This window comes from Pseudolysinimonas sp., assembly GCF_051954455.1.
Classification (GTDB): domain Bacteria; phylum Actinomycetota; class Actinomycetes; order Actinomycetales; family Microbacteriaceae; genus Pseudolysinimonas.
In genome coordinates this window covers 32671-53141 of the sequence record NZ_JBQCHS010000027.1, presented here as the reverse complement: position 1 = coordinate 53141, position 20471 = coordinate 32671, and the positions used below count along the sequence as shown (strand labels likewise).

Annotated in this window: 23 protein-coding genes and 1 tRNA gene; 6 read left to right on the top strand and 18 right to left on the bottom strand. The window is 72.5% G+C overall.

The features are described from left to right. Positions 1 to 1407, bottom strand: a 1407-nt coding sequence (locus ACTHM3_RS12370; RefSeq protein WP_440406409.1) for a ribonucleoside-diphosphate reductase subunit alpha, incomplete at its 3' end; no start/stop codon positions are given. Positions 1408 to 1650: 243 nt separating this feature from the next. Next, the gene (locus tag ACTHM3_RS12365) at positions 1651 to 2685 is read right to left on the bottom strand and encodes an alpha-hydroxy acid oxidase (protein ID WP_440406408.1); all 1035 of its coding nucleotides are present in this window, start codon (positions 2683 to 2685) and stop codon (positions 1651 to 1653) included. A 24-nt stretch (positions 2686 to 2709) separates the two neighbouring features. Between ACTHM3_RS12365 and ACTHM3_RS12360 the strand changes: the two genes are divergently transcribed. Further along, on the top strand, positions 2710 to 3942 hold the full coding sequence (locus tag ACTHM3_RS12360) for an MFS transporter (protein WP_440406407.1): 1233 nt from the start codon (positions 2710 to 2712) through the stop codon (positions 3940 to 3942). A 10-nt stretch (positions 3943 to 3952) separates the two neighbouring features. Here ACTHM3_RS12360 and ACTHM3_RS12355 read toward each other — a convergent pair whose 3' ends face one another. The 4 genes from ACTHM3_RS12355 to ACTHM3_RS12340 all read right to left on the bottom strand — a co-directional run bounded on the left by ACTHM3_RS12355 (position 3953) and on the right by ACTHM3_RS12340 (position 5778). Next, on the bottom strand, positions 3953 to 4300 hold the full coding sequence (locus ACTHM3_RS12355) for a hypothetical protein (protein ID WP_440406406.1): 348 nt from the start codon (positions 4298 to 4300) through the stop codon (positions 3953 to 3955). Positions 4301 to 4390: 90 nt separating this feature from the next. After that, positions 4391 to 4945 carry an NADPH-dependent FMN reductase gene (locus ACTHM3_RS12350; RefSeq protein WP_440406405.1) on the bottom strand — a complete coding sequence of 185 codons (555 nt, stop codon included), beginning with the start codon at positions 4943 to 4945 and terminating at the stop codon, positions 4391 to 4393. 68 nt (positions 4946 to 5013) lie between these two features. Continuing rightward, positions 5014 to 5325, bottom strand: coding sequence for a hypothetical protein (locus tag ACTHM3_RS12345; protein ID WP_440406404.1), 312 nt, complete (start codon positions 5323 to 5325; stop codon positions 5014 to 5016). A gap of 12 nt (positions 5326 to 5337) precedes the next feature. After that, positions 5338 to 5778, bottom strand: coding sequence for a pilus assembly protein CpaE (locus tag ACTHM3_RS12340; protein WP_440406403.1), 441 nt, complete (start codon positions 5776 to 5778; stop codon positions 5338 to 5340). A gap of 118 nt (positions 5779 to 5896) precedes the next feature. On the opposite strand from ACTHM3_RS12340, the gene ACTHM3_RS12335 reads away from it, so the two are divergent. From ACTHM3_RS12335 to ACTHM3_RS12325, 3 genes are read left to right on the top strand one after another with little or no spacing between them, the layout of a single operon-like run. Beyond that, complete coding sequence (locus ACTHM3_RS12335; RefSeq protein ID WP_440406402.1) at positions 5897 to 6958, top strand: LolA family protein; 1062 nt, start codon at positions 5897 to 5899, stop codon at positions 6956 to 6958. After that, complete coding sequence (locus tag ACTHM3_RS12330; RefSeq protein WP_440406401.1) at positions 6955 to 7905, top strand: ATP-binding cassette domain-containing protein; 951 nt, start codon at positions 6955 to 6957, stop codon at positions 7903 to 7905. The genes ACTHM3_RS12335 and ACTHM3_RS12330 overlap by 4 nt, the downstream gene beginning before the upstream one ends. Then, positions 7892 to 8737 carry an ABC transporter permease gene (locus ACTHM3_RS12325; protein WP_440406400.1) on the top strand — a complete coding sequence of 282 codons (846 nt, stop codon included), beginning with the start codon at positions 7892 to 7894 and terminating at the stop codon, positions 8735 to 8737. The genes ACTHM3_RS12330 and ACTHM3_RS12325 overlap by 14 nt, the downstream gene beginning before the upstream one ends. 12 nt (positions 8738 to 8749) lie before the next feature. On the opposite strand, the gene ACTHM3_RS12320 is transcribed toward ACTHM3_RS12325, so the two are convergent. Further along, on the bottom strand, positions 8750 to 10549 hold the full coding sequence (locus ACTHM3_RS12320; RefSeq protein ID WP_440406399.1) for an MFS transporter: 1800 nt from the start codon (positions 10547 to 10549) through the stop codon (positions 8750 to 8752). 113 nt (positions 10550 to 10662) lie between these two features. On the opposite strand from ACTHM3_RS12320, the gene ACTHM3_RS12315 reads away from it, so the two are divergent. Beyond that, a complete protein-coding gene (locus tag ACTHM3_RS12315; RefSeq protein ID WP_440406398.1) occupies positions 10663 to 11208 on the top strand; it encodes a YbaK/EbsC family protein in 546 nt (181 codons plus the stop codon). A 36-nt stretch (positions 11209 to 11244) separates the two neighbouring features. On the opposite strand, the gene ACTHM3_RS12310 is transcribed toward ACTHM3_RS12315, so the two are convergent. The 11 genes from ACTHM3_RS12310 to galU all read right to left on the bottom strand — a co-directional run bounded on the left by ACTHM3_RS12310 (position 11245) and on the right by galU (position 19823). After that, the gene (locus ACTHM3_RS12310; protein WP_440406397.1) at positions 11245 to 11733 is read right to left on the bottom strand and encodes a pyridoxamine 5'-phosphate oxidase family protein; all 489 of its coding nucleotides are present in this window, start codon (positions 11731 to 11733) and stop codon (positions 11245 to 11247) included. Next, positions 11730 to 12260, bottom strand: a complete 531-nt coding sequence (locus tag ACTHM3_RS12305) for a Dps family protein (protein WP_440406396.1) — start codon at positions 12258 to 12260, stop codon at positions 11730 to 11732. Before ACTHM3_RS12305 ends, ACTHM3_RS12310 begins: the two co-directional genes overlap by 4 nt. A gap of 42 nt (positions 12261 to 12302) precedes the next feature. After that, entirely contained in the window at positions 12303 to 12812 is a 510-nt protein-coding gene (locus ACTHM3_RS12300) for a DUF6328 family protein (RefSeq protein WP_440406395.1), read from the bottom strand. Beyond that, the gene (locus ACTHM3_RS12295; RefSeq protein WP_440406394.1) at positions 12809 to 13687 is read right to left on the bottom strand and encodes an ROK family protein; all 879 of its coding nucleotides are present in this window, start codon (positions 13685 to 13687) and stop codon (positions 12809 to 12811) included. Before ACTHM3_RS12295 ends, ACTHM3_RS12300 begins: the two co-directional genes overlap by 4 nt. A gap of 7 nt (positions 13688 to 13694) precedes the next feature. Then, entirely contained in the window at positions 13695 to 14003 is a 309-nt protein-coding gene (locus tag ACTHM3_RS12290; RefSeq protein WP_440406393.1) for an EthD family reductase, read from the bottom strand. 71 nt (positions 14004 to 14074) lie between these two features. Further along, positions 14075 to 15457 (bottom strand): NAD(P)/FAD-dependent oxidoreductase, encoded by a 1383-nt coding sequence (locus tag ACTHM3_RS12285; protein WP_440406392.1) that lies wholly within the window; start codon positions 15455 to 15457, stop codon positions 14075 to 14077. After that, positions 15454 to 17007 carry a PucR family transcriptional regulator gene (locus tag ACTHM3_RS12280; RefSeq protein WP_440406391.1) on the bottom strand — a complete coding sequence of 518 codons (1554 nt, stop codon included), beginning with the start codon at positions 17005 to 17007 and terminating at the stop codon, positions 15454 to 15456. Before ACTHM3_RS12280 ends, ACTHM3_RS12285 begins: the two co-directional genes overlap by 4 nt. A 110-nt stretch (positions 17008 to 17117) precedes the next feature. Further along, a tRNA-Ala gene (locus tag ACTHM3_RS12275) sits at positions 17118 to 17193 on the bottom strand. Positions 17194 to 17270: 77 nt separating this feature from the next. Then, a complete protein-coding gene (locus tag ACTHM3_RS12270; RefSeq protein ID WP_440406390.1) occupies positions 17271 to 18212 on the bottom strand; it encodes a hypothetical protein in 942 nt (313 codons plus the stop codon). Positions 18213 to 18276: 64 nt separating this feature from the next. Further along, positions 18277 to 18924, bottom strand: coding sequence for a GNAT family N-acetyltransferase (locus tag ACTHM3_RS12265; protein WP_440406389.1), 648 nt, complete (start codon positions 18922 to 18924; stop codon positions 18277 to 18279). Next, complete coding sequence (galU, locus tag ACTHM3_RS12260; protein ID WP_440406388.1) at positions 18921 to 19823, bottom strand: UTP--glucose-1-phosphate uridylyltransferase GalU; 903 nt, start codon at positions 19821 to 19823, stop codon at positions 18921 to 18923. The genes ACTHM3_RS12265 and galU overlap by 4 nt, the downstream gene beginning before the upstream one ends. A 54-nt stretch (positions 19824 to 19877) precedes the next feature. On the opposite strand from galU, the gene ACTHM3_RS12255 reads away from it, so the two are divergent. Then, positions 19878 to 20471: a 5-formyltetrahydrofolate cyclo-ligase gene (locus tag ACTHM3_RS12255; protein WP_440406387.1), complete on the top strand. Its 594-nt coding sequence runs from the start codon at positions 19878 to 19880 to the stop codon at positions 20469 to 20471.

The window sequence follows — 20471 nt, the reverse complement described above, 5'->3', positions numbered from 1 at the left end:
GAGCCTCAGGTGGGTCGAGAGGTTGATCGACGCGAGGTTGCAGACCGAGATGTTCTCCTCGTCCTGCGGGAGGCAGATCTCCGTGCAGAGGTTGGAGAGGTGGATCGTGCCCGTGTTGTTGTTGAGGGCGCGGTTGTTGATCGTGTCCTTCCACGTCAGCCACGGGTGGCTCGTGGTCTGGAGCGACATCAGGATGTCCTTGAACTGGGCGCGCGCACCGATCTTCTTGAACATCCGCAGGCGCCCGGCCTCGGCCTCGGCGACGTAGTGCGCGTAGCGCTCGGAGAACGCCTTGCCGTAGAGCTCGTTGAGGTCGGCGACCTCCAGCGGGTCGAAGAGGTACCAGTCCTGGTCGTTCTGGACGCGCTTCATGAACTCGTCGGAGATCCAGACCGCGGTGTTGGCGGTGCGGGTGCGGCGGTACGGGTCGCCCGAGTTCTGCCGCAGGTCGAGGAACTCGGGGAAGTCGAGGTGCCAGTTCTCCATGTAGAAGCAGAGGGCGCCGAACTTCTTGCCGCCGCGGCTGACCGCGCGCAGCACCGAGTCGATCGTGTGCATGAACGGGATCGGGCCGGTCGACGTCGTGTTGTTCGAGCGGATCGGGGAGCCCTGCGCCCGCAGCTTCGTGACCGAGAGCCCGATGCCGCCCGTCCCCTTCGTCAGCCACATGACGTCGCGCACCGACTTGGCGATGTTCTCGATGTCGTCCTGCATCTCCATGACGAAGCAGTTCGACAGCTGCGGGTAGGCCGTGCCCGCGTTGACGAGCGTGGAGCCGGCGGCGATGTACTCGAGCTTCGACATCTTCTCGTAGAAGCCGAGGGCCACCGAGGTGGGGTCGGCCTCGTTGAGCGAGAGGCCCATCGCGATGCGCATCCAGAAGAACTGCGGCACCTCGAGCGCCTCGCCGTTGCGGGCCTTGATGCCGTAGCGGTTGTTGAGGGTGACGACGCCGATGTACTTCAGGAGCCCGTCGCGGCTCGGCTCGAGAGCCGCGGCGAGACGGTCGAAGTCGTACAGCTCGGTGAAGCGGGGCTCGAACAGACCCTCCGCGACGCCGCGCTCGACCGAGCGGCGGAAGTGCTGCGCGTGGAGCGTCTTCAGCTCGTCGTCGGTCTCGTAGTCGCCGAGCACCTGCTTGTAGATCGTCTTGAGGAGCAGGCGCGCGGCGACGGTGTCGAACTGCGGGTCGTCCTTGACGTTCTGGAGCGCGACCTGGATGACGGCCTCGTCGAGCTGCTGGGTCGTGATGCCGTCGAAGAGCGTGAGCTCGAGCTCCGAGGCGATCTGCGTGACCCAGGTGATGCTCTCGTCGAGACCGCGGCTGGCGTGCTCGATCGCGAGGTTGATCTTGTTGGCGTCGTAGGGCTCCCGCTCCCCGTTGCGCTTGACGACCGTGATGGCCACGTGTTCTCCCTCTTCTACGGTGCTCCCAGCGACGCGCGCTGCTGTCCAAGGTCTGATTCGGCGATGCCGAGGCGACCGATGGGTACGGCCGATCGCCTGTCGCGGGAACCCCCGTCCACCGCGGCTCGATCACTATATATCGGGGCACCGACACGACGACCACCACTACATGTTGTGGGCGTGTCGTCCCCAGATTGTGGATAAGTCCGCGGAGTTATCCCCCGTTTCCACAGCCTCGCCGGCTCAGAAGGACGCGATGAGATCGGGTCCGAGCGCCGCGCGGCTCGGCATGCCGCTCTGCGCCAGAGCCCGCGTCGTGTCGGCCGCGAAGCGGTCCAGTGTCTCCGCCACCCCGTCGGCGCCCCGCGAGGCGAGGGCCCACAGCACCGGGCGGCCGACGAAGACGGCGCGGGCGCCGAGCGCGAGGGCGGCCAGGACGTGCGCGCCCGACCGGATCCCGCTGTCGACGTAGACCTCCGCGCGATCGCCGACGGCGTCGACGACCTCGGGCAGCGCCCGGAGCGACGAGACGGAACCCGGCATCCGCCGATCCCCGTGCGTCGAGACGATGAGCCCGGACGCGCCCGCGTCGACCGCCGCGCGCGCATCGTCGCCCCGCAGCACACCCTTGACGACGACCGGCAGGCCGGAGCGCTCCGCGAGTCCGCGGATGTCGTCGGTACCGACCGGACGGAAGCCGCGCGAGGCTCCGGCGAGAAGGTCGGGAGCGACATTGGCATACCGTCGCTTCGCCGGCCCGTCCGGCCACTCCAACGGATCGACGCCGGGCTTCGACATCGGCGCCACCGAGAGATCGACCGTGAGGATGATCGCCGATGCGCCGGCCGCGACGGCCCGATCGACGAGCTGCGCCTCCACCTCCGGGGAGTTCATCGCATACAGCTGGAACCACCAGGGCGCGCCCGCGTCGGCGATGCGCTCGAATTCGACGCCCGTGTTGGTCGACACCCCCAGGAGAGACCCCGCCCGCACGACGCCGCGTGCCGTCTCGGCCTCGCCGTCCGGGTGAGCGGCGAGCTGCTGCGACATCGGCGGCACCATCACGGGCGAGGCGATCTCGCGCCCCAGGACGCGGGTCCGCAGATCGAGATCGCGGCCGCCCCGGAGGACGGCCGGCCTGAACCGCACGGCGTCCCATTCGGCGAGGGCGCGATCCCGCTGCTGCGCGCTCCCGACGGTCCCGGCGAAGTACTCTCGGACGTACCACGGGAGTCTTTCCGCAGCCTCCGACTCCAGGTCCGCCAGCCAGTCGAGCATGTGGCTCATGCTAAGAGAAAGCCGATGAACGCGTACGCCCAGCTCCTCCGCACCCCCGGGGTGGGCCGCATCATCGCCGCGCAGCTCGTCGCCCGTTTCCCGGGCGGGATGATCTCCCTCGGCTTCCTCCTGCACCTCGAGCACATCTTCGGCAGCTACGGCGCCGCGGGCCTCGTGCTCGCCACCACGAGCGTCGGGCAGGCCGTCTCAGGGCCGCTCACGAGTCGCTGGATGGGCCGCTGGGGCATGCGGCGGGTCCTCGTGCTGACGATCGCCGTCTGCGCCGTCGCGCTCACCGCGATCGCACTGGCGCCGATCGGCACGCCGCTCGTCGCCTACATGCTGCTCGGACTGCTGAGCGGCCTGAGCTATCCCCCCATCCAGCCCGCGGTCCGCACCATCTACCCGAAGCTCGTCAACTCGCGGCAGCTGACACCGCTGTTCTCGCTCGACGCGTCGGCGCAGGAGCTCATCTGGATCGCCGGTCCGGTGGTCGTGACGCTGGTCGCCACGCAGGTCTCGACGGTGATCGGCATCCTGCTGTCCGTCGCGTTCCTCGTCGGAGGCGGCGCCTGGTTCGTGCTCTCGCCCGAGGTCGGGCGGGTGCGGATCCCGCGCAGCAAGCGGCGCTTCGGGTCGGTGCTGACGAAGCCCCCGGTCGTGCTCGCGACCGCGGTGGGCTTCCTGCTCGTCGGCACCTGCGCGGCGACGGAGGCCGCGGTGATCGCGACGTTCGGCGAGGGCGACGCGCGCTCGGGGATCGTGCTCGCGATCTGGGCCGTCGCCTCCCTGCTCGGCGGGCTGCTCCTCGGCCGGATCCCGGTCGGGCCGTGGGCCCTCGCCTGGCGGATGGGGATCGTCCTCATCGGCTCCTGCCTCGCCCTCGTGGCCTGGGAGTTCTGGAGCCTGAACGCGGCCCTGCTCATCGCGGGCGCGTGCATCGCCCCCTCGCTCGCCGTCATCTTCGCGATCGTCTCGTCGAGCGTGAAATTCAGCGACACCGCCGAGGCCTACGGCTGGGTCGGCACGGGCCAGCTGATCGGCGCGGCGGTGGGCTCCGCCGTCGCCGGCTTCCTCATCGACGCCGTCCGCGGGGCGGGCGGCAACGGGGGCGACGGCGGCTTCGCCGCCGCCATCGCGTTCGCCGTGGTCGGCCTGCTCGTACCCGTGCTCTTCCGGCGCGCCGCGCCCGACCTCCGGGGTCGTGACGCGAGCCCGCTGCCGGACACCGAGCCGGTGCCGGTCCAGCCGAGCTAGGCCGAGGCGCTCAGGGGCTCGGTTCCGCCTCGATGAACAGAGACCGCAGCTCCTCGACGCGCATGCGCGCCACGTCCACCACATCACCGGAGACACCCGCGTCGGCCAGGCATTGGGCGAGAAGCGACTCGATCCGATCGAACGCCGGACCGTCGAGCCCCACGGAGTGCCGTGCCTCGACATCGCCGAGCGGGAACTCGGGGCCGCCGACCGCCTGGAGAGCGATGCCCCGCGCGTATTGGCGCAGACGCCGCCGGTCGACGTCGCCCCAGTGCGGGGCGAGGATCGGATCGGTCTCGATCCCTTCCACGAAGCGCGCGACCGCCGCGCCGATCGCTCCGGCGTCCGCGGCGGCCATGCGGTCCTCTCGAGCGGCGCACCTCGGCGCCACCTGTGAGAACCCAGTATACGCCGCGGTCCCCAGAATGGGGGACGGCTTCCGGCCCGATCAGCGCAGAGGGGCGAGCGCCTCCGAAAGCGGTCCGAGTTCGTCCAGCACGTGCCCGAGGATCGCGCTCTCCTTCTCGTTCGGGGAGAACACCCCGTCCTGGACGCGCGGCGCCGCGAAGTTGATCTCGACCGAGGCACCCGTCCGAACCATGCCGAGGGCGCCGACGACGACGGTGAGCGCGACGACCCCGCGGGTACCGCCGGAGACACCCCCGTAGCTGACGAAGGCGACCGGCTTGCGCCACCACTCGCGGTGCAGATAGTCGAGCGCGTTCTTGAGCGCCGGGGAGTAGCTGTAGTTGTACTCCGGGGTCACGAGGATGATGGCATCGGCGGACGCCACGCGCCGGCTCCACGCCAGGGTGTGCGGCTTCGTGTATCGCTGCAGGCGAGGATGATTCGGCTCGTCCATGAGGGGCAGCCCCAGCTCGGCCAGATCGACGACGTCGATCTCGATCCCGTCGCGTTCGCGCGCGACCGACTCCACCCAGCGGGCGATGGGGAGGCCCACCCGGCCCGGGCGGACGCTGCCGATGATGATCATGAGCCGCATGGCGGTGACGCTCCTCCGTTTAGATGACGCGTCAATCATGTCACGGGCGGCAGCGGCCGCGCTGCGGGTCAGGCGTCGTCGCCGCGGAGCTTCTCCTTGACGTCGTTCTTGGCGTGCACCGCGTCGCGCTCGCGCTCCGCGTGCTTCACCTCGGCGTCGGCATGCGCCTCGTCGACCTTGTCGCCGAGGCGGTCCTTGGCGTCGTCCACCGCGTCGCCGAGCTTGCGGCCGGCCGTCTCGGCGGTGTCCTTCGCGTCGTCGAGCAGTCCCATGGTGACCTCCTGGATGAGCGGCTTCGGGAGCCGATGCCAGGAGGGTAGGCAGGCCGGTCGGGAGGCGGGCCCGCCTCCGAGCCGATTGCCAGCGGTGAGGGTGCTCATCCGCCGTGCGGGTCAGTCGCGCGACGCCAGCACCAGCTCCAGCACAGCCAGCCCGTAGGCCTCGGCGGGATCGTCGCTCGCGAACTCTCGCTGCTCTCCCGCGCGCTCCACGCGCACCCGGTACGACACCGCACCTCCGCCCTCGAGGCGGTCGAGGGAACGGAACGTGCTCTGCAGGAGGTCCCGCAGCTGATCCTCGCGCGGCAGCCACAGCGCGTCCTCGAGCGCGACGGAGTCGAGAGCCCACTCGGTCGTGCCGTTGAACCCGAGGATCGTGCCCGTGGGATAGACGTGCGCCTCGATCGTCATGTCGCTGACCGTGAACAGGTCGCCCTCCAGCTCGCCGTCCGCGCCGGTGCCCGCGCCCGGCGCGAGCTGGAAGACGTCGCCCGACACCGGCGCCCAGTGGAGGCCGGCATCGCGGAGCCGCTGGGCGAGCGCGGTGGAGATCATCCTGCCCATCCTCCACCCCGACGGGCGGGATCGCGGAGCCGCAGGAATCATCCCAGCGGAGTACAGCCAACCACCGGCATGCGGACGTACTCTTCCGGGGACGCAAGAGGTGATCCGCATGCACACGAACTTCCGTACTCTCCCCGCCCTGGCCCTCGGGGTCGCGATCCCGGCAGCCGTCCTCGTCGGCACCCTCGCGGTGCCCGCCCAGGCCGCCCCGGCCTCCCGCACCGAGACGCCCACCGCGCAGCAGGTGCTCGCCAAGATCGCCAAGAGCGGCTCGGCCTCCTACTCCGGCACGATCCAGCAGACCTCCGACCTGGGGCTGCCCCAGCTGCCGACGACCGGCCCGGGCGCCCCCTCCTCGAGCGAGAGCGGGATCCTCGATCTCGTGACGGCGCCCCACACGGCGAAGGTCTACGTCGACGGGACCAGTCGCCAGCGGGTGCAGGTGCTCGACCAGCTGGCCGAGCGCGACATCGTGCGCGACGGCTCGTCGGTCTGGATCTGGGACTCGAAGGCCAAGACGGCCGAGCACGTGCTCCTCCCGTCGCGGAAGTCCGAGAGCCCGGCGCCCACGACGCCGTCCGACCTCGCGAAGCGGCTGCTCGCGGCCGTGCAGAAGAGTTCGACCGTGACGGTGACCACCGGCTCGTCGGTCGCCGGCCGCTCGGTCGACCGGCTCGTGCTCACGCCGAAGACCGACCAGACGCTCGTGGCCAAGGTCGTGGTCTCGGTGGATCGCGCCACCGGCGTGCCGTTGAAGCTCGCCGTCGACGCGCGCGGCCAGTCCGCCGACGCCGTCTCGGTGGGCTTCACGGACGTCTCGTTCTCGAAGCCGAGCGCCTCGCTGTTCTCCTTCACCCCGCCGAAGGGCGCCAAGGTGACGACGAAGGACCTGTCCTCCGCCCGCCACGGTATGAAGCCCGATCACCTCTCGAACGACGCCGCCGCGCCGCGCCCGACGGTGAGCGGCAGCGGCTGGGCGAGCGTCGTGACGCTCCCGTCGGCGAAGCTCCCGTCGAGTGTGACCGGCAACGCGCTGTTCGGCGAGCTGACCACGTCGGTGCCCGGTGGTCGCGCCCTGCAGACGTCGCTCGTCACGGTCCTGTTCACCGACGACGGCCGCGTGCTGGCCGGGGCCGTGCCGGTCTCGACGCTGCAGGCCGCCGCGCAGTGAGCGCACCGGCCGCGCCCCCGGACGCGGCCATCCGGACCTCGGGGCTCGGCAAGCGCTTCGGTCACCAGCAGGCGGTCGACGGGCTCGACCTCGATGTCCCCCGGGGCGCCGTGTTCGGCTTCCTCGGCCCGAACGGCTCCGGCAAGACGACGACCATCCGGATGCTTCTGGGGCTCGCGCGCCCGACGACCGGCGAGATCCAGGTGCTCGGCGAGCCGATGCCTCGCGCGCTGGCCTCGGTGCTCCCGCGCGTCGGCGCGCTCGTGGAGTCGCCGGCGATCTACCCGTTCCTCTCCGGGCGCGGCAACCTGCACCGGCTCGATGCGGCCGACCCCGGCACGTCCTCGCGCACCCGCCGCGCTCGCGTCGACGCCGCGCTCGACCGCGTCGGTCTGGGCGCGGCGGCCGGCAAGCGCGCCGGGGCCTACTCGCTCGGGATGAAGCAGCGGCTCGGGCTCGCCGCGGCGCTCCTCGCACCCCGGGAGCTGCTCGTGCTCGACGAGCCGACGAACGGCCTCGACCCGCAGGGCACGCGAGAGGTGCGGACGCTCATCCGGTCGCTCGCCGCCGACGGCACCACCGTCTTCGTCTCGAGCCACCTGCTCGCGGAGATCGAGCAGGTGTGCACGCACGCGGCCGTCATGCGCGCGGGCCGGCTCGTCGCGCAGGGCGCCCTCGACGAACTCCGGCGCGCGACGCGGACGCATCTCGTGATCCGGACCCCGGACCCAGCCGAGGCCGCCGCGACCCTCGGCGCCCACGGCGTCGTCGCGAGCCCCGGCCCGGACGGCGTCACCGCGGAGCTCGAGCCCGCGACCGCGATCGAGGATCTCGTCCGGGCGCTCGTCGAGCACGGCGTCCGCGTCCGCGGCGTCGCCGTCGAGGGCGACACGCTCGAGGACCGCTTCGTCGCGCTCACCGGAGAGGGCTTCGATGTCGCCGGCTGACGCGCGGACGAGCGTACCGCGCCCCGTCGCGCTCCTCGGCTCGGAGCTCGCGACCCTGTTCCGCCGCCGACGCACGATCGCGATGCTCGGCGCGCTCGCGCTCGTGCCGATCCTCATCGCCGTCGCCGTGCGGGTGACCGGCGCCGGCTCGTCCGGACGGGGCCCCGCGTTCCTCGCCGACATCACCCAGAACGGGCTCTTCGTGTCGTTCACGGCGCTCGTGGCGTCGATCCCGCTCTTCCTGCCGCTCACGATCGGCGTCGTGGCCGGCGACACGATCGCGGGCGAGGCGTCCCTCGGCACCCTGCGCGCGCTCCTCATCGCGCCGGTCGGCCGGCTCCGGCTGCTCGTCGTCAAGTACGTCGGCGCGCTCGCGTTCACGGCCGCGGCGACGGCGGTGATCGTGCTCGCCGGCGTCGCGAGCGGCGCCGCCCTGTTCCCCGTCGGCGACGTGGTCCTGCTCTCCGGCGAGACGATCGGCCCGGCCGAGTTCGCGGGCCGCGCCGCGCTCCTCGTGCTCTACGTCGTGCTCTCGATGTCCGGGCTCTGCGCGATCGGGCTCTTCATCTCCACCCTCACCACCATCCCGGTCGGCGCGATGGCCGCGACGGTCGTACTCGCCGGGGCGTCCCAGATCGCGGACGCGCTCCCCCAGCTCGACGCGATCCACGCCTGGCTGCCGAGCCACTACTGGCTCGGCTTCGGCGATCTCCTCCGCGCCCCGCTCGTCTGGGACTCGTTCGCCCAGAACGGGTGGCTGCAGCTCGGCTACGTCGTCGTGTTCGGCGGGCTGGCCGTCTGGCGCTTCCTCACCAAGGACATACTGAGCTGACGGCCGGGCCGCTCAGACGTCGCTGAGCGCCTGCGCGGGGTCGACGGTCTCGGTCGACTCGGTGCGGGGCCGGCCGGAGCGCGTCGTCTCGACGGTGGCGACGGAGCCGGTCTCGTGCAGGTACTTGCCCCCCATGACCGCGGAGGCGATCGCCCCGATCACCGACATGATCGCCGCCGCGATGAAGACGACGAACAGCCCGGAGTGGAAGGGATCCGAGATCAGCGACGGGAAGAACTCCTTGCCCTCGAGCACCTTGAGGTCGGCCGCCGGCAGAGCCGACTCGACGTGCAGCTGCTGGAGAAGCGCCGCGATCGGGTTGATGCCGAGGAACGCCGCGAACAGGTTGCCGACCGGCGGGATCTGCGCCGCCGCATGCACGGCCGCCGCCGGCACGTGGTGCGCGGCGAGCCCCTTCGACAGCGCGGCCGGGAGCGTGCTCGCGAGCCCGCCGATCATGAGCGAGAAGAAGATGCCGATCGAGAGCGAGTTGCCCGCGTTCTGGAACGTGCCGGTCATGCCGGAGGCGGCCCCGCGCTGGGCAGCCGGCACCGCGTTCATGATCGCCGTGCGGTTCGGCGCCGCGAACATCCCCGAGCCGACCCCGTTGAAGAAGATCAGGATGGCGAAGGTCCAGTAGTCGAAGTCGACCGGGATCACGAGCAGCAGCACGAACGTGACCGCGACGACGAGCAGGCCGCCGGTGGCGAGCGGGCGCGCGCCGATCCGGTCGGAGAGGGTGCCGGAGATCGGACCGGCGACGAGAAATCCGACGGTCAGGGGCAGCAGGTAGATGCCGGCCCAGAGCGGCGTCGACTCGTAGCTGTAGCCGTGCAGCGGCAGCCAGATGCCCTGCAGCCAGATGATCAGCATGAACTGCAGGCCGCCGCGGCCGATCGACGCGAGCAGGCCGGCGAGGTTGCCGAAGGTGAACGCGCGGATCCGGAACAGTTTGAGGTTGAACATCGGGTCGGCGACGTAGTGCTCGAGCACCACGAAGCCGACGAGCACGATGACGCCGCCGATGATCCCGCCGAGCACCCACGGGTTGGTCCAGCCGGTCGACGAGTCGCCGTACGGCTGGATGCCGTAGGTGATGCCGATGAGGAGGGCGAGCAGTCCGACCGCGAAGAGGATGTTGCCCCACCAGTCGATGCGTCCCGTGCCGCGGGCGCCCACCTCGTGGAGCGACACGATCGACCAGACGGCCCCGATGATCCCGAACGGGATGCTGACGGCGAAGACCAGGTGCCAGTCGACCACGGCGAGCACGCCGCCGAGGATGAGGCCGAGGAAGGTGCCGGCGAGCGCCGCGATCTGGTTGATCCCGAGCGCGAAGCCGCGGCGGTTCGCGGGGAAGGCGTCGGTGAGGATCGCGGTGGAGTTCGCGAACAGCATCGAGCCGCCGACCGCCTGCACGATGCGCCAGCCGATCAGCCACAGCGCCCCCGCGCCGCCGGTGAACGGATCGATCGTGCAGAGGATCGCCGCGATCGTGAAGACGATGAAGCCGATGTTGTAGATCCGCACCCGGCCGTAGAGGTCGCCGAGCCGGCCGAAGCTCACGACGAGCACGGCGGTGACGAGGATGAAGCCCATCAGCATCCAGAGCAGATAGCTCGTGCTGTTGGGGTCGAGCGGGTCGAGCTTGATGCCCTGGAAGATCGCCGGCAGCGAGATGAGCACGATCGAGCCGTTGATGGTGGCCATGAGCATGCCGAGGGTGGTGTTGCTCAGGGCGATCCACTTGTAGCGCGGGTGATCCTTGTGGAACATGCCGGAGCGGGGCTTGGCGGCGGTGGTGCTGGACACGAGGGAACCTTCCGGGACGGGTCTCGGGTCTCGACGCTGAGCTCCCAGATCGTTAGCGAACGCAATGATATTAGCCGATCCGGAGGCTGTCTCCGCACGGCGAGAATGATCCGATGGCCCCGGTCCTCGATCTCCAGCCCGCGCTCAGCCGCCCCGAGCTCCTCGCGCCGCCCGTCGCCGCGGCGCTGCGTGACCTGGGCGATGCCGCGGCCGCCGTGCGGGTCGCCTCGATCGACCCCGGCCTCGCCGACACGGCCGCGTTCTGCGCGGTCTACGGCGTCGGACTCGACGTCTCCGCCAACTGCGTCGTCGTCGCGGGACGACGCGGCGACGTCGTCCGCCACGCGGCCTGCGTCGTGCTCGCGACGACACGGCTCGACGTGAACGGCGTGGTCCGCCGGCTGCTCGACGCCCGCCGGGCGAGCTTCGCCCCGATGGAGGACGCGGTCGCCTTGAGCGGGATGGAGTACGGCGGCATCACCCCGATCGGCCTGCCCGCGGAGTGGGCGCTGCTCGTCGACGACCGGATCCCGTCACTTCCCGCCGCGATCGTCGGCTCGGGGCTCCGCACGAGCAAGATCGAGGCGCCGGGCGCGGTCCTGGCCGCACTGCCCGGCGCCCGGGTGATCCCGGGACTCGCGACCCCGCGGGTCGAGTAGCGGCGAAGCCGCGTATCGAGACCTGTCGGCGGAGTCCTACACGTCCGCCGCGCGCGTCTCTCCCAGGTCCGGCTCCGACTTCGTGACGATGCCCTTCACCACCTCGAAGAGCTGCGCGATCGCCGGCTTGCGGAGGTCCCAGTACTCGAACGACCCCACCTCGACCTCCAGCAGGGCCGCGGTCGGGTCCTCGCGTCCACCGTCGAAGTAGGAGTCCGCCCACGGGTTCCAGTAGCGGTCGAGCAGCTGCGGGTCGTGCGTCACCGTGGCGATCCCGGCGAGCGAGAGCCAGCCCTTGCCGTCGCCGACCGACACGTTGACCTCGGGGTGCGCGGCGATCTGGGCGGTCTTCGCGCTCGGGTCCTGGGTGAAGAAGCGGAGGACCCCGTCGAACTCGTCGTCGAGAAGTGCGAGCGGGCGGCTGTGCAGGGCGCCCTCGACGGTGCGCGTGGTGACCGCCGCGGTGCGTCCCGCCGAGAGGATCGCGGTGACCGCCTCGAGTTCCTCCGCGGTCGCGGCGCTCACGCCGCGGACCCCTTCGGGCGTCGGTGCTCGGCGCTGATCATCCACGCGAACTGCTCGAGCTTCGCGATGATCTCGTGCAGCAGGTCGGCGCTCGTCGGGTCCTCGTCGTCGACGTCGTCGTGCACGCGCCGACAGGTCGCGACCGCCGACTCGATGCGCGCGGTGATCATGTCGGCGGTGTCGATGGTGAGGACCTCGCCGCCCGGGAACTCCTCGAGGGTCGTCTGCGACGACACGACGCCGCTGCGGCCGTCCGGCGTCGCGTGCAGGGCGCGCATGCGCTCGGCCACCTCGTCGGCGAAGGTACGGGCCGCGTCGATGACCTCGTCGAGCTGGAGGTGCAGGTCGCGGAAGTTCGGTCCGACCAGGTTCCAGTGCGCCTGCTTGCCCTGGTTGGCCAGCTCGATCAGGTCGACGAGCACCGCCTGCAGCGAGTCGGTCAAGGTGCGCGAAGCGGTGAAGCCGTGCTCCGCATTCTCGCGGCGGGTGCGCTCGACGTCCGGGGTGGTCTCGATGGTGGAGGTCATGGCGCCGACGCTACGCGCGGGCATCGGCCGCGCCGTCGACTCTCAGGGAGCGTCCACTCCTCGCGGAGGCCGGTGCCAGACGTTCGGCAGGAGCACGAGGAGGCCGACGACGGCGAGCACCGCCGTCCCGCCCGCGAGCACGCCGGCGAGGCGCCCGAACACCGCGTCGAACACGAGCAGCACCACGCCCACCGCGAGGGCGGCCACCGCGACGACCATCACCCGCAGCATGGTGTTGGCGACGGTGACGACGCGGGGCTTGTCGTGGTGGCGGAACCGGGCGCGGTGCATCGCGACGATCGAAAGCCCGAGGATCGTGCTGGCCGCCGCGAGCGCGACGAGCGCCCCGTAGACCGCGCGGTCGATCGCGTCGAGCGCGGTGAACCGCGGCTGGAACGCGACCGTGAGCAGGAACCCGCTGACGAGCTGGGTGCCGGTCTGGATCACACGGAGCTCCTGGAGGATCTCGCCCCAGTTGCGATCCGCGCGCTGGGCGGCGGTCTCATGGCGCCCGTCGCCGGGGTCGATGTCGACGCCGTCCCGGTCGTTCATGGGGCCGCGTGCTCGAGCTCGAGCGACGCCCCGCCGAGGAGCGGTGCTTCCTCGCCCAGCGCGCCCGGCACCACCTCGACGGAGGGCCGGCCGAGGGAGCGTGTGAGCGGCTCCCCGATCAGGTCCCATGCCGCCGACATCCCGCCGCCGACCACGAGGACGTCGGGGCGGAACCGCTCGGCCCACGGGCGCAGCGCCGCGCCGAGCGCCTCCATCGGACCGCGCAGCGCGTCGGCGGCGTCGGCGTCGCCCGCGCGCGTCCGCTCCGCGATCTCGCGCACGGTCGCGGTGCTGCCGCTCGCGCGGCGGTAGCGCTCGACGATCGCGCGCGTCGAGACCGTCTCCTCGATCGGGCGCCCGTCGACCTCGATGAAGTGGGCCTCGCCGTCGCGCGGCACCTCCGGCCCGTCGTCGGCCGGCTCCCCCGCCACGATCCAGCCGGAGCCGACGCCGGTGCCGAGGGTGATGCAGATCATGCGGGACGCGCGTCGGCCCGCGCCGAACGCCCACTCGCCGACCCCGTACGCATCGGCGTCGTTCGCGAAGCGGAGGGTGGTGCCGGCCGCGAGCCGCGCCGAGAGGCCCGCCCGGATGTCGACGCCGTCGAGAGCCTCGAACTTGCCGACGTCGCGGTAGCGGCCGATGCCCTCGGCGAGGTCGAACGGCCCGGGGACGGCGAGCCGCCACGCGACCGGGTAGCGGGTCACGCCCGTCATGACGCCGGCGACGGCGTCGAGGATCGCGTCGGCGGAGCCGTGCGGGTCGATGACGGCGCTCCGCCGGCGCTCGACCCGCGCCCGCTCGCCGTCGACGACGATCTCGGCGGCGGTGACGTGGCTCCCGCCCAGGTCGACGGTGAAGGCGCTCGCGGACACCCGGCTGCTACGCCGACTCGACGTCGGTGAACAGACCGGTCACCTTGCCGCCCGCGGCGCCGAAGAAGGCCGGGAAGAACGCGCCGCCCTCGGTCGAAGACGTGGCCGCCGACGCCTCGTCGTAGCCCGGGAACCAGAGCGTCAGGGTGCGGAACGCCGGGGTCGGCGTGCCGTCCTCCTTCGGCCAGACCTTCCCGGACTCGAGGCGCTCGAGCGCCGGCAGGGCGCGGGCGAGGTCGAGCAGCCCGGGCAGGGCGGCGTCGAACGCGTCGGCGTCGTCGAGGTTGTCGACGATGAGCTCGATCTTGGTGGGCATGGGGCGCTCCTCCGGTCGGTGGCGACGGCGGGTTCATCCTTCCACGTGGAGCGGGCGCCGTCGCCGTCCGTTCAGTGCCGCCCGGCGACGAGGTCGGCGATCCGGGCGAGCGGCGACGTCGTGGTCCGGCCGCGCCGCTCGGCGCGATCGGCGGCCCGGTAGGCGCCGTAGATGCCCTGCACCGCGAGCCAGCGGAGCGGCTCCAGCTCCCACCGGCGCGCCCGGTGATCGACCCAGGGCAGGCGGGTGAGCTCGGTGTCGCGCCCGAGGATGAGGTCGGCGAGGGTGCGCCCCGCGAGGTTCGTCGTGGTCACCCCGGTGCCGACGTACCCGCCGGCCCACGCGAGGCCGGTGCCGCGGTCGAGCGCGACCGTCGCGGCCCAGTCGCGCGGGACCCCGAGCACGCCCGACCAGGCGTGCTCGATGCGGGCACCGCGGGTCGAGGGGAAGAAGCGGGTGAGGATCGCGGCGAGGCTCGCGATCGTCCGCGGGGCCGTGCCGCCGTCGTGGTCGGTGCGCGAGCCGTAGCGGTACGGCACGCCGCGCCCGCCGATCGCGATGCGGTCGTCGGCGGTGCGCTGGGCGTACATGTAGACGTGCGCCATGTCGCCGAGGGTGTCGCGGCCCTCCCAGCCGATCGCGGCCCACACCTCCGGCGGGAGCGGCTCGGTGACGATGAGCGACGAGTTCATCGGCAGCCAGGTGCGGTGCTCGCCGCGGAGCGCGGCGGTGAAGCCCTCGGTCGCGCGCACGAGGAACGGCGCCTCGACGACGCCGCGGTCGGTGACGGCCGCGCCGGGGCGGATCTCCGAGACCCGGGTGCCCTCGATGATCGTGCCGCCGCGACGCTCCACCGCCGCCGCGAGTCCGCGCGCGAGCTTGGCCGGCTGGATCCGCGCGCAGTGCTCGTGCCACGCCCCGCCGAGCGTGCCCGCGACGCCGACCCGCGCCATGCTCTCCTCGGCGCCGAGGAGCCGCAGGTCGCTGCTCGCCCACTGCTCCTCGCTGCGCACGTGGGCGACCAGCCGCGCGAGCTGGGCGGGCGTGGTGGCCACGGTGAGCTCGCCGCCCCTCCGGATGTCGGCGTCGATCCCCTCCGCCGACGCGACCCGGATCACCTCGTCGACGCTGTCGTCCATGGCGCGCTGGAACTCGTCCACGGCCGCCCGCCCGTGCGACACCAGGTAGCGCTCCCGCCCGCCGGTGATGTCGTGGGTGAGCCAGCCGCCGTTGCGACCCGAGGCCCCGTACCCGGCGAACTCCTGCTCCAGGAGCACGACGTCGAGCGACGGGTCGAGCGCGAGCAGCGAGTAGGCGGTCCAGAGGCCGGTGTACCCGGCGCCGACGATCACGACGTCGGCCCGGCGGGAGCCGTCGAGCGGGGCGCGGCGCCGGCCCGGGCCGCCGATCGCGTCCCACCAGAACGAGACGCGCCCGTTGACGGTGCCGGTCATCTCTGCCGGCCCGTCCCGCGTTCCGCCTCGTCCAGCTGCAGTGCCGCCCACAGCTCGGCACGCCCGGCGAAGTCGCCGAGGTCGAGGCCGAGCACCGCGCCGAGCAGGTCGATCCGGGCCCGGAGCGTGTGCCGGTGGAGTCCCAGAGCGCGCGCCGCCGGATCCCACGCGCCGTTGTGCTCGAGCCACACCCGCGCCGCGTGCAGGAGCCCGGCGCCGTCGTCCTCCCGCGCCCGGGCGGGGGCTAGCAGCCGACGCGCCGCCTCCCGACCCCCCGCCGCGCCGAGGAGGCCGAGCATCCCCGACGACGTCAGCTCGTCGAATCGCCGCAGGCCCGGGGTCGCGCCGGCGGTCGGCGCGGCGGCCGCGCGCTCCGCCTCGGCGAGCGCTACCGACAGCTCCTCGAGGCGGGCCGGGCCCGACGCCCCCGCCGCGATGCGGTGGCGGCGCAGGACCGCATCGAGCGTCTCGAGGTCGCCGGGACCGCCGGCGTCCCCGGCTCCCGCGATCAGCACGAGCCGGTCGCTGTGGGCCGCGAAGAACGGGCCGCGCCCGCGCTCGGCCTCCAGCTCCAGCTCGTCGACGAGCGCCCGGTCCTCGCCGATCGCCGCGACGACGACGCGCACCGGCTCCGCGGGGAGCGCGACGCCGAGGCGATCGAGGCTCCGGCGCGCGGCGTCGACGCTGCCCGCGAGCAGCAGCTCGAGGATCCCGGCCCGCAGGCTCGCCCGCGACTCCTCGAGGGCGGCGCTCTGCTCGAGGGCGACCGAGGCGATCGCGATGACGCTCGCCACGAGATCGGTGCCGGCCTCGTCGAGCGGCGCCGGATGCCCGATCGCGAGCACCCCGCGCAGGCGGTCGGGCCGGCCGAGCGTCTGCAGCGTGACCTCCCCGCCGCCGATCGAGATCCGCCCCGCGCTGCGGGTCCGGCGGTGCACGGCGCGGCCGACGGCCTCGTCGACGGCGTCGACGAGGTCCGCGGGGATCTCGCGCGCGACCGCGACCGCCACCCGCTCGCCGGCCGCGTCGTAGAGCGCGACCCAGCCGTCGAGCCGGCTCTCGAGCTCCCGCAGGATCGCGGTCAGACCGTCGACGCGGAGCGCCGCCCGGGCGATCGCGCGCTGCGCCCCCGTCAGCCAGTCGAGCCGCTCGCGCTGGGCGGCGGCGATCTCGTCGGCCACGTGCCGGATGATGGCCATGAACGGCGCACGGTCCGCGACCTCGAGGAGCGGGAATCCCGCCTTCTCGGCCGCCTGCACGACGGCGCACGGGATCTCGTCGTGGATGATCCGGGTCGCGAACCCGAGGCCGACCACCTCTGCCCGCTGCAGCCGCGCGATGTAATCGACGGCACCGACCCGGTCGCCGCGGAACTGGTCGCCGTCGGTCAGGAGCAGCTGGCCCGGCTCGAGCCACGGCGTCGGGTCGCCGAGGTCGGAGCTGTGCACCCAGGCGAGCGGCGCGTCGAGCACCGCCGGATCGGCCGGCGGTACCACGAGCCGGAGGCGGAAGCGCGGGACGGCGAGCAGTGAGCGGAGCGTCGCGGCCATGCCACCTCCCGTGCCGGACCGGCGTGCCGCCACCTTAGCCCGACAGATCGGCAGCGGTTCGGGGCAGCCGCGAGAGGTGAGGCGATGCGGTCGGTCGCCGAGCGCGGTGGTGGTGGACCCAGGGAGATTCGAACTCCCGACCTTCTCATTGCGAACGAGACGCGCTACCAACTGCGCCATGGGCCCGGGCTGCCCGGCTCGCCGGACAACTCAGCAAGGTTAGCAGGTCGTCCGGGACCCGCGTGCGCGCGGCCCGGTCCCGCTCAGACCGCGGAGCGACGACGACGCAGGACCTCGTCGAGGTCGGGGGCCGCGGTGTCGCGCGGGTCGAGCAGCCCCATGCCGGCGAAGCGCGACGCGGTCGCGGCGGGCACCGCTCGCTCCTCGCGGCGGCGGAACGGCACCACCTCCGGCTCGGCGTGCGCCGCGATGCGGGCGCACTCCGCCTCCGCGGCCTCGGCGGCGGCCGCACGGCGAAGGGCGGCGGCGTCGAGGGGCGGCACGATCGGCTGGGGCGCGGGTCGGTCGAGGTAGCGCGGCCGCGGGAGCGGCACGGGGGTCCACTCGCGCGCCGGCGCGGCGGGGGCGACCGCGACGGGCACGGCGACGGGGGTCGATGCTGCGACGGGGTCGGCTGCGGTGCGCGGGGCGCGACGGGCGTCGAGACGGCGCTGCACGCTCACCGCGACGCACGCCCCGGCTCCGGCGACGGCGAGCACACCCCACGAGGCGGGCACGGCGCCGGTCGTCGCGATGAGCGCGATCTGCATGCCGCCGACGACGGTGGCCGCGATCATCAGGAGCGACGCGAGCGCGCGGGTCCGGCGCATCCGTCGGCGACGCAGCGCGGCGGGATCCGGCTCCGCCTCGATGCGGGCCGCGGCGGCGATCGCCGCCCGGTCCGCGGCGCGCTCGGCGGCCTCCTCGCGGCGCAGCTGTGCCGCGAGCCGGCGTCGAGCGGCCCGCTCCTCGGCGCGGAGTGCGCGCTCCTGGCGGACGGCCTCGCGCACGCGCGCCTCGACCCGGACGATCTCCGGCGTCTCCGCCGTCTCCGCCATGATGCGCAACGTCTGCTGCAAACGGGTCGCCGTGCGCTCGGTCGCGAGGTACTCGCGGCGCTTCAGCCAGGTCGGCACGAGATACAGGAACCAGAGCGCAGCGGCGATCGCGAGCATGATCGCGGTGCCGATCCCGGTGGCCTCCATGCGATGAGGGTAAGAACCTCAACTCGAGATCGAAGGTAGGCGCGCGCGTCGCCGCGAAAAGCCGCTACCCCAATCGGAGGGGATGCGTCGCGGCGCGGCGATCCGCCTCCGGTACCGACCCGACGCCGGCCGGCACGCGCCCGTCCTTCCAGCGCCGGAGCACCCCCATGGGCAGCTCCTCGACGGTCAGCGCGAAGCAGAAGTGGTCGCGCCAATCGCCGTTGATGTGGATGAACCGGCGACGCAGTCCCTCGTAGCGGAAGCCGAGCTTCTCGACCACCCGAAGCGACGGGCCGTTCTCGGGGCGGATGCAGATCTCCATCCGGTGCAGCCCCATCCCGAACAGGCAGTGATCGGTCGCGAGGGCGACCGCCGTGGGCATGATGTTCTTGCCGGCGAACCGCTCCGCGATCCAGTAGCCGATCGACGCGGACGACAGCGACCCGTACGAGATCCCCGAGACGTTCAGCTGGCCGGCGAACTCGCCCTCGTACTCCACGACGAACGGCACGCCCGTGCCGGCGCGGGAGCTCGCGAGGAGGGAGCGGATGCTCGCGCGCGTGTCGAAGCCGATCGGGCCGTGGGGGTTGGTCGCCTCCCACGTCCGCAGCCACGAGCGGTTGGCCGCGAGCTCCCGGTCGAGGGCGCGCGCATCCCGCATCGCGATCGACCGGATGGTGATCGGTCCGTCGTGAAGGATCGGCGCGGTCACGGCCGGTCGTCGAGCCCGGCGACGAAGTCGCTGAGCCAGGGGCGGAAGTCCGGGCCGAGGTCGTCGCGATCGACGGCGAGCTGGACGATCGCCTTCAGGTAGTCGAGCCGGTCGCCCGTGTCGTAGCGACGGCCGCGGAAGACGACGCCGTGCACGCCGCCCGCCCAGCCCGGGCCGGTGGCGAGCGCCTGCAGCGCATCGGTGAGCTGGATCTCGCCGCCCTTGCCGGGCGGGGTGTTCTCGAGGATCTCGAAGATCTCCGGGCGCAGCACGTAGCGCCCGATGACCGCGAGGTTCGACGGGGCCTCGCCGGCGGACGGCTTCTCGACCATGCCCGTGATCCGCACCACGTCGTCCTCGTCCGTCGGCTCGACGGTCGCGATGCCGTAGAGGTGGGTCTGCGACGGGTCGACCTCGAGCAGGGCGACGACGGTCGTGTTCCGCGCGATCTGCACGTCGAGCATCTTCTTCAGCAGCACGTCGCGATCGTCGATGATGTCGTCGCCGAGGAGCACGGCGAACGGCTCCCGCCCCACGTGCATCTTGGCGCGGAGCACGGCATGCCCGAGGCCCTTCGGGTCGCCCTGGCGGACGTAGTGGACGTCGGCGAGGTCCGTCGAGAACTTCACCTTCTCGAGCTTCGCGGTGTCGCCCTTGCTGGTGAGCACCTGCTCGAGCTCGCCGACCCGGTCGAAGTGGTTCTCGAGCGCCGTCTTGTTGCGGCCGGTGATCATGAGGACGTCGGAGAGACCGGCGGCGGCCGCCTCCTCCACGACGTACTGGATGGCCGGCTTGTCGACGACCGGCAGCATCTCCTTGGGCATCGCCTTCGTCGCCGGGAGGAACCGGGTCCCGAGGCCCGCGACGGGGATGACTGCCTTCGTGATGGACGTGCCCATGGCAAGAGGGTATCGGTCCATACCCGAGGAGGAGTCGCCACCTAGACTTCCCCTGTGGCCGACGAGGTCGATTCGCAGAAGCGGGCGCTCCGGGCGGAGCTCCGCGAACGTCGTCGCGCCCGCACGTCCACGCAGCGGGAGCACGACAGCGCCGCGATCACCGCGCACCTGGAAGAGCTGGTGGGCCGGCTCTCGGCCCGCACCGTCACCTGCTACCTCTCGCTGCCCGATGAGCCGCCGACCCGTGACTTCGTGCACTGGGCCCACCTGCAGGGCATGAGGGTGCTGCTCCCCGTCTCCCGCGAGGACGGCCTGCTCGACTGGGCGCCGTACGACGGGCAGGAGGAAGAGGAGGACGCGCTCGGCCTCCCGGCGCCGACGACCGAGCTCCTCGGGCCGATCGCGATCAACGCGGCCGACCTCATCGTGATCCCGGCCGCGAGCGTCGACCGCTCCGGCATGCGGATGGGCTGGGGCCGCGGCTACTTCGACAAGACGCTCGGCAGCATGGAGGGCTGCCCGCCCGTCTATGCTGTGATCTTCGACGACGAGCTGGTGGACTCCGTCCCGCGGGACCGCCACGACATGCCGGTCGACGGGGTCGTCACCCCGAGCGGGATCACCGACCTCCACCCGCGTCGCACCTGA

Bases quoted from the DNA above. Each gene is read 5' to 3' on its own strand.
- ACTHM3_RS12365 (WP_440406408.1), bottom strand. From the start codon at position 2,685: ATGCTCGACTGGCTGGCGGACCTGGAGTCGGAGGCTGCGGAAAGACTC.
- ACTHM3_RS12360 (WP_440406407.1), top strand. From the start codon at position 2,710: ATGAACGCGTACGCCCAGCTCCTCCGCACCCCCGGGGTGGGCCGCATC.
- ACTHM3_RS12355 (WP_440406406.1), bottom strand. From the start codon at position 4,300: ATGGCCGCCGCGGACGCCGGAGCGATCGGCGCGGCGGTCGCGCGCTTC.
- ACTHM3_RS12350 (WP_440406405.1), bottom strand. From the start codon at position 4,945: ATGCGGCTCATGATCATCATCGGCAGCGTCCGCCCGGGCCGGGTGGGC.
- ACTHM3_RS12345 (WP_440406404.1), bottom strand. From the start codon at position 5,325: ATGAGCACCCTCACCGCTGGCAATCGGCTCGGAGGCGGGCCCGCCTCC.
- ACTHM3_RS12340 (WP_440406403.1), bottom strand. From the start codon at position 5,778: ATGATCTCCACCGCGCTCGCCCAGCGGCTCCGCGATGCCGGCCTCCAC.
- ACTHM3_RS12335 (WP_440406402.1), top strand. From the start codon at position 5,897: ATGCACACGAACTTCCGTACTCTCCCCGCCCTGGCCCTCGGGGTCGCG.
- ACTHM3_RS12325 (WP_440406400.1), top strand. From the start codon at position 7,892: ATGTCGCCGGCTGACGCGCGGACGAGCGTACCGCGCCCCGTCGCGCTC.
- ACTHM3_RS12315 (WP_440406398.1), top strand. From the start codon at position 10,663: ATGGCCCCGGTCCTCGATCTCCAGCCCGCGCTCAGCCGCCCCGAGCTC.
- ACTHM3_RS12305 (WP_440406396.1), bottom strand. From the start codon at position 12,260: ATGACCTCCACCATCGAGACCACCCCGGACGTCGAGCGCACCCGCCGC.
- ACTHM3_RS12300 (WP_440406395.1), bottom strand. From the start codon at position 12,812: ATGAACGACCGGGACGGCGTCGACATCGACCCCGGCGACGGGCGCCAT.
- ACTHM3_RS12290 (WP_440406393.1), bottom strand. From the start codon at position 14,003: ATGCCCACCAAGATCGAGCTCATCGTCGACAACCTCGACGACGCCGAC.
- ACTHM3_RS12285 (WP_440406392.1), bottom strand. From the start codon at position 15,457: ATGACCGGCACCGTCAACGGGCGCGTCTCGTTCTGGTGGGACGCGATC.
- ACTHM3_RS12280 (WP_440406391.1), bottom strand. From the start codon at position 17,007: ATGGCCGCGACGCTCCGCTCACTGCTCGCCGTCCCGCGCTTCCGCCTC.
- ACTHM3_RS12270 (WP_440406390.1), bottom strand. From the start codon at position 18,212: ATGGAGGCCACCGGGATCGGCACCGCGATCATGCTCGCGATCGCCGCT.
- galU (WP_440406388.1), bottom strand. From the start codon at position 19,823: ATGGGCACGTCCATCACGAAGGCAGTCATCCCCGTCGCGGGCCTCGGG.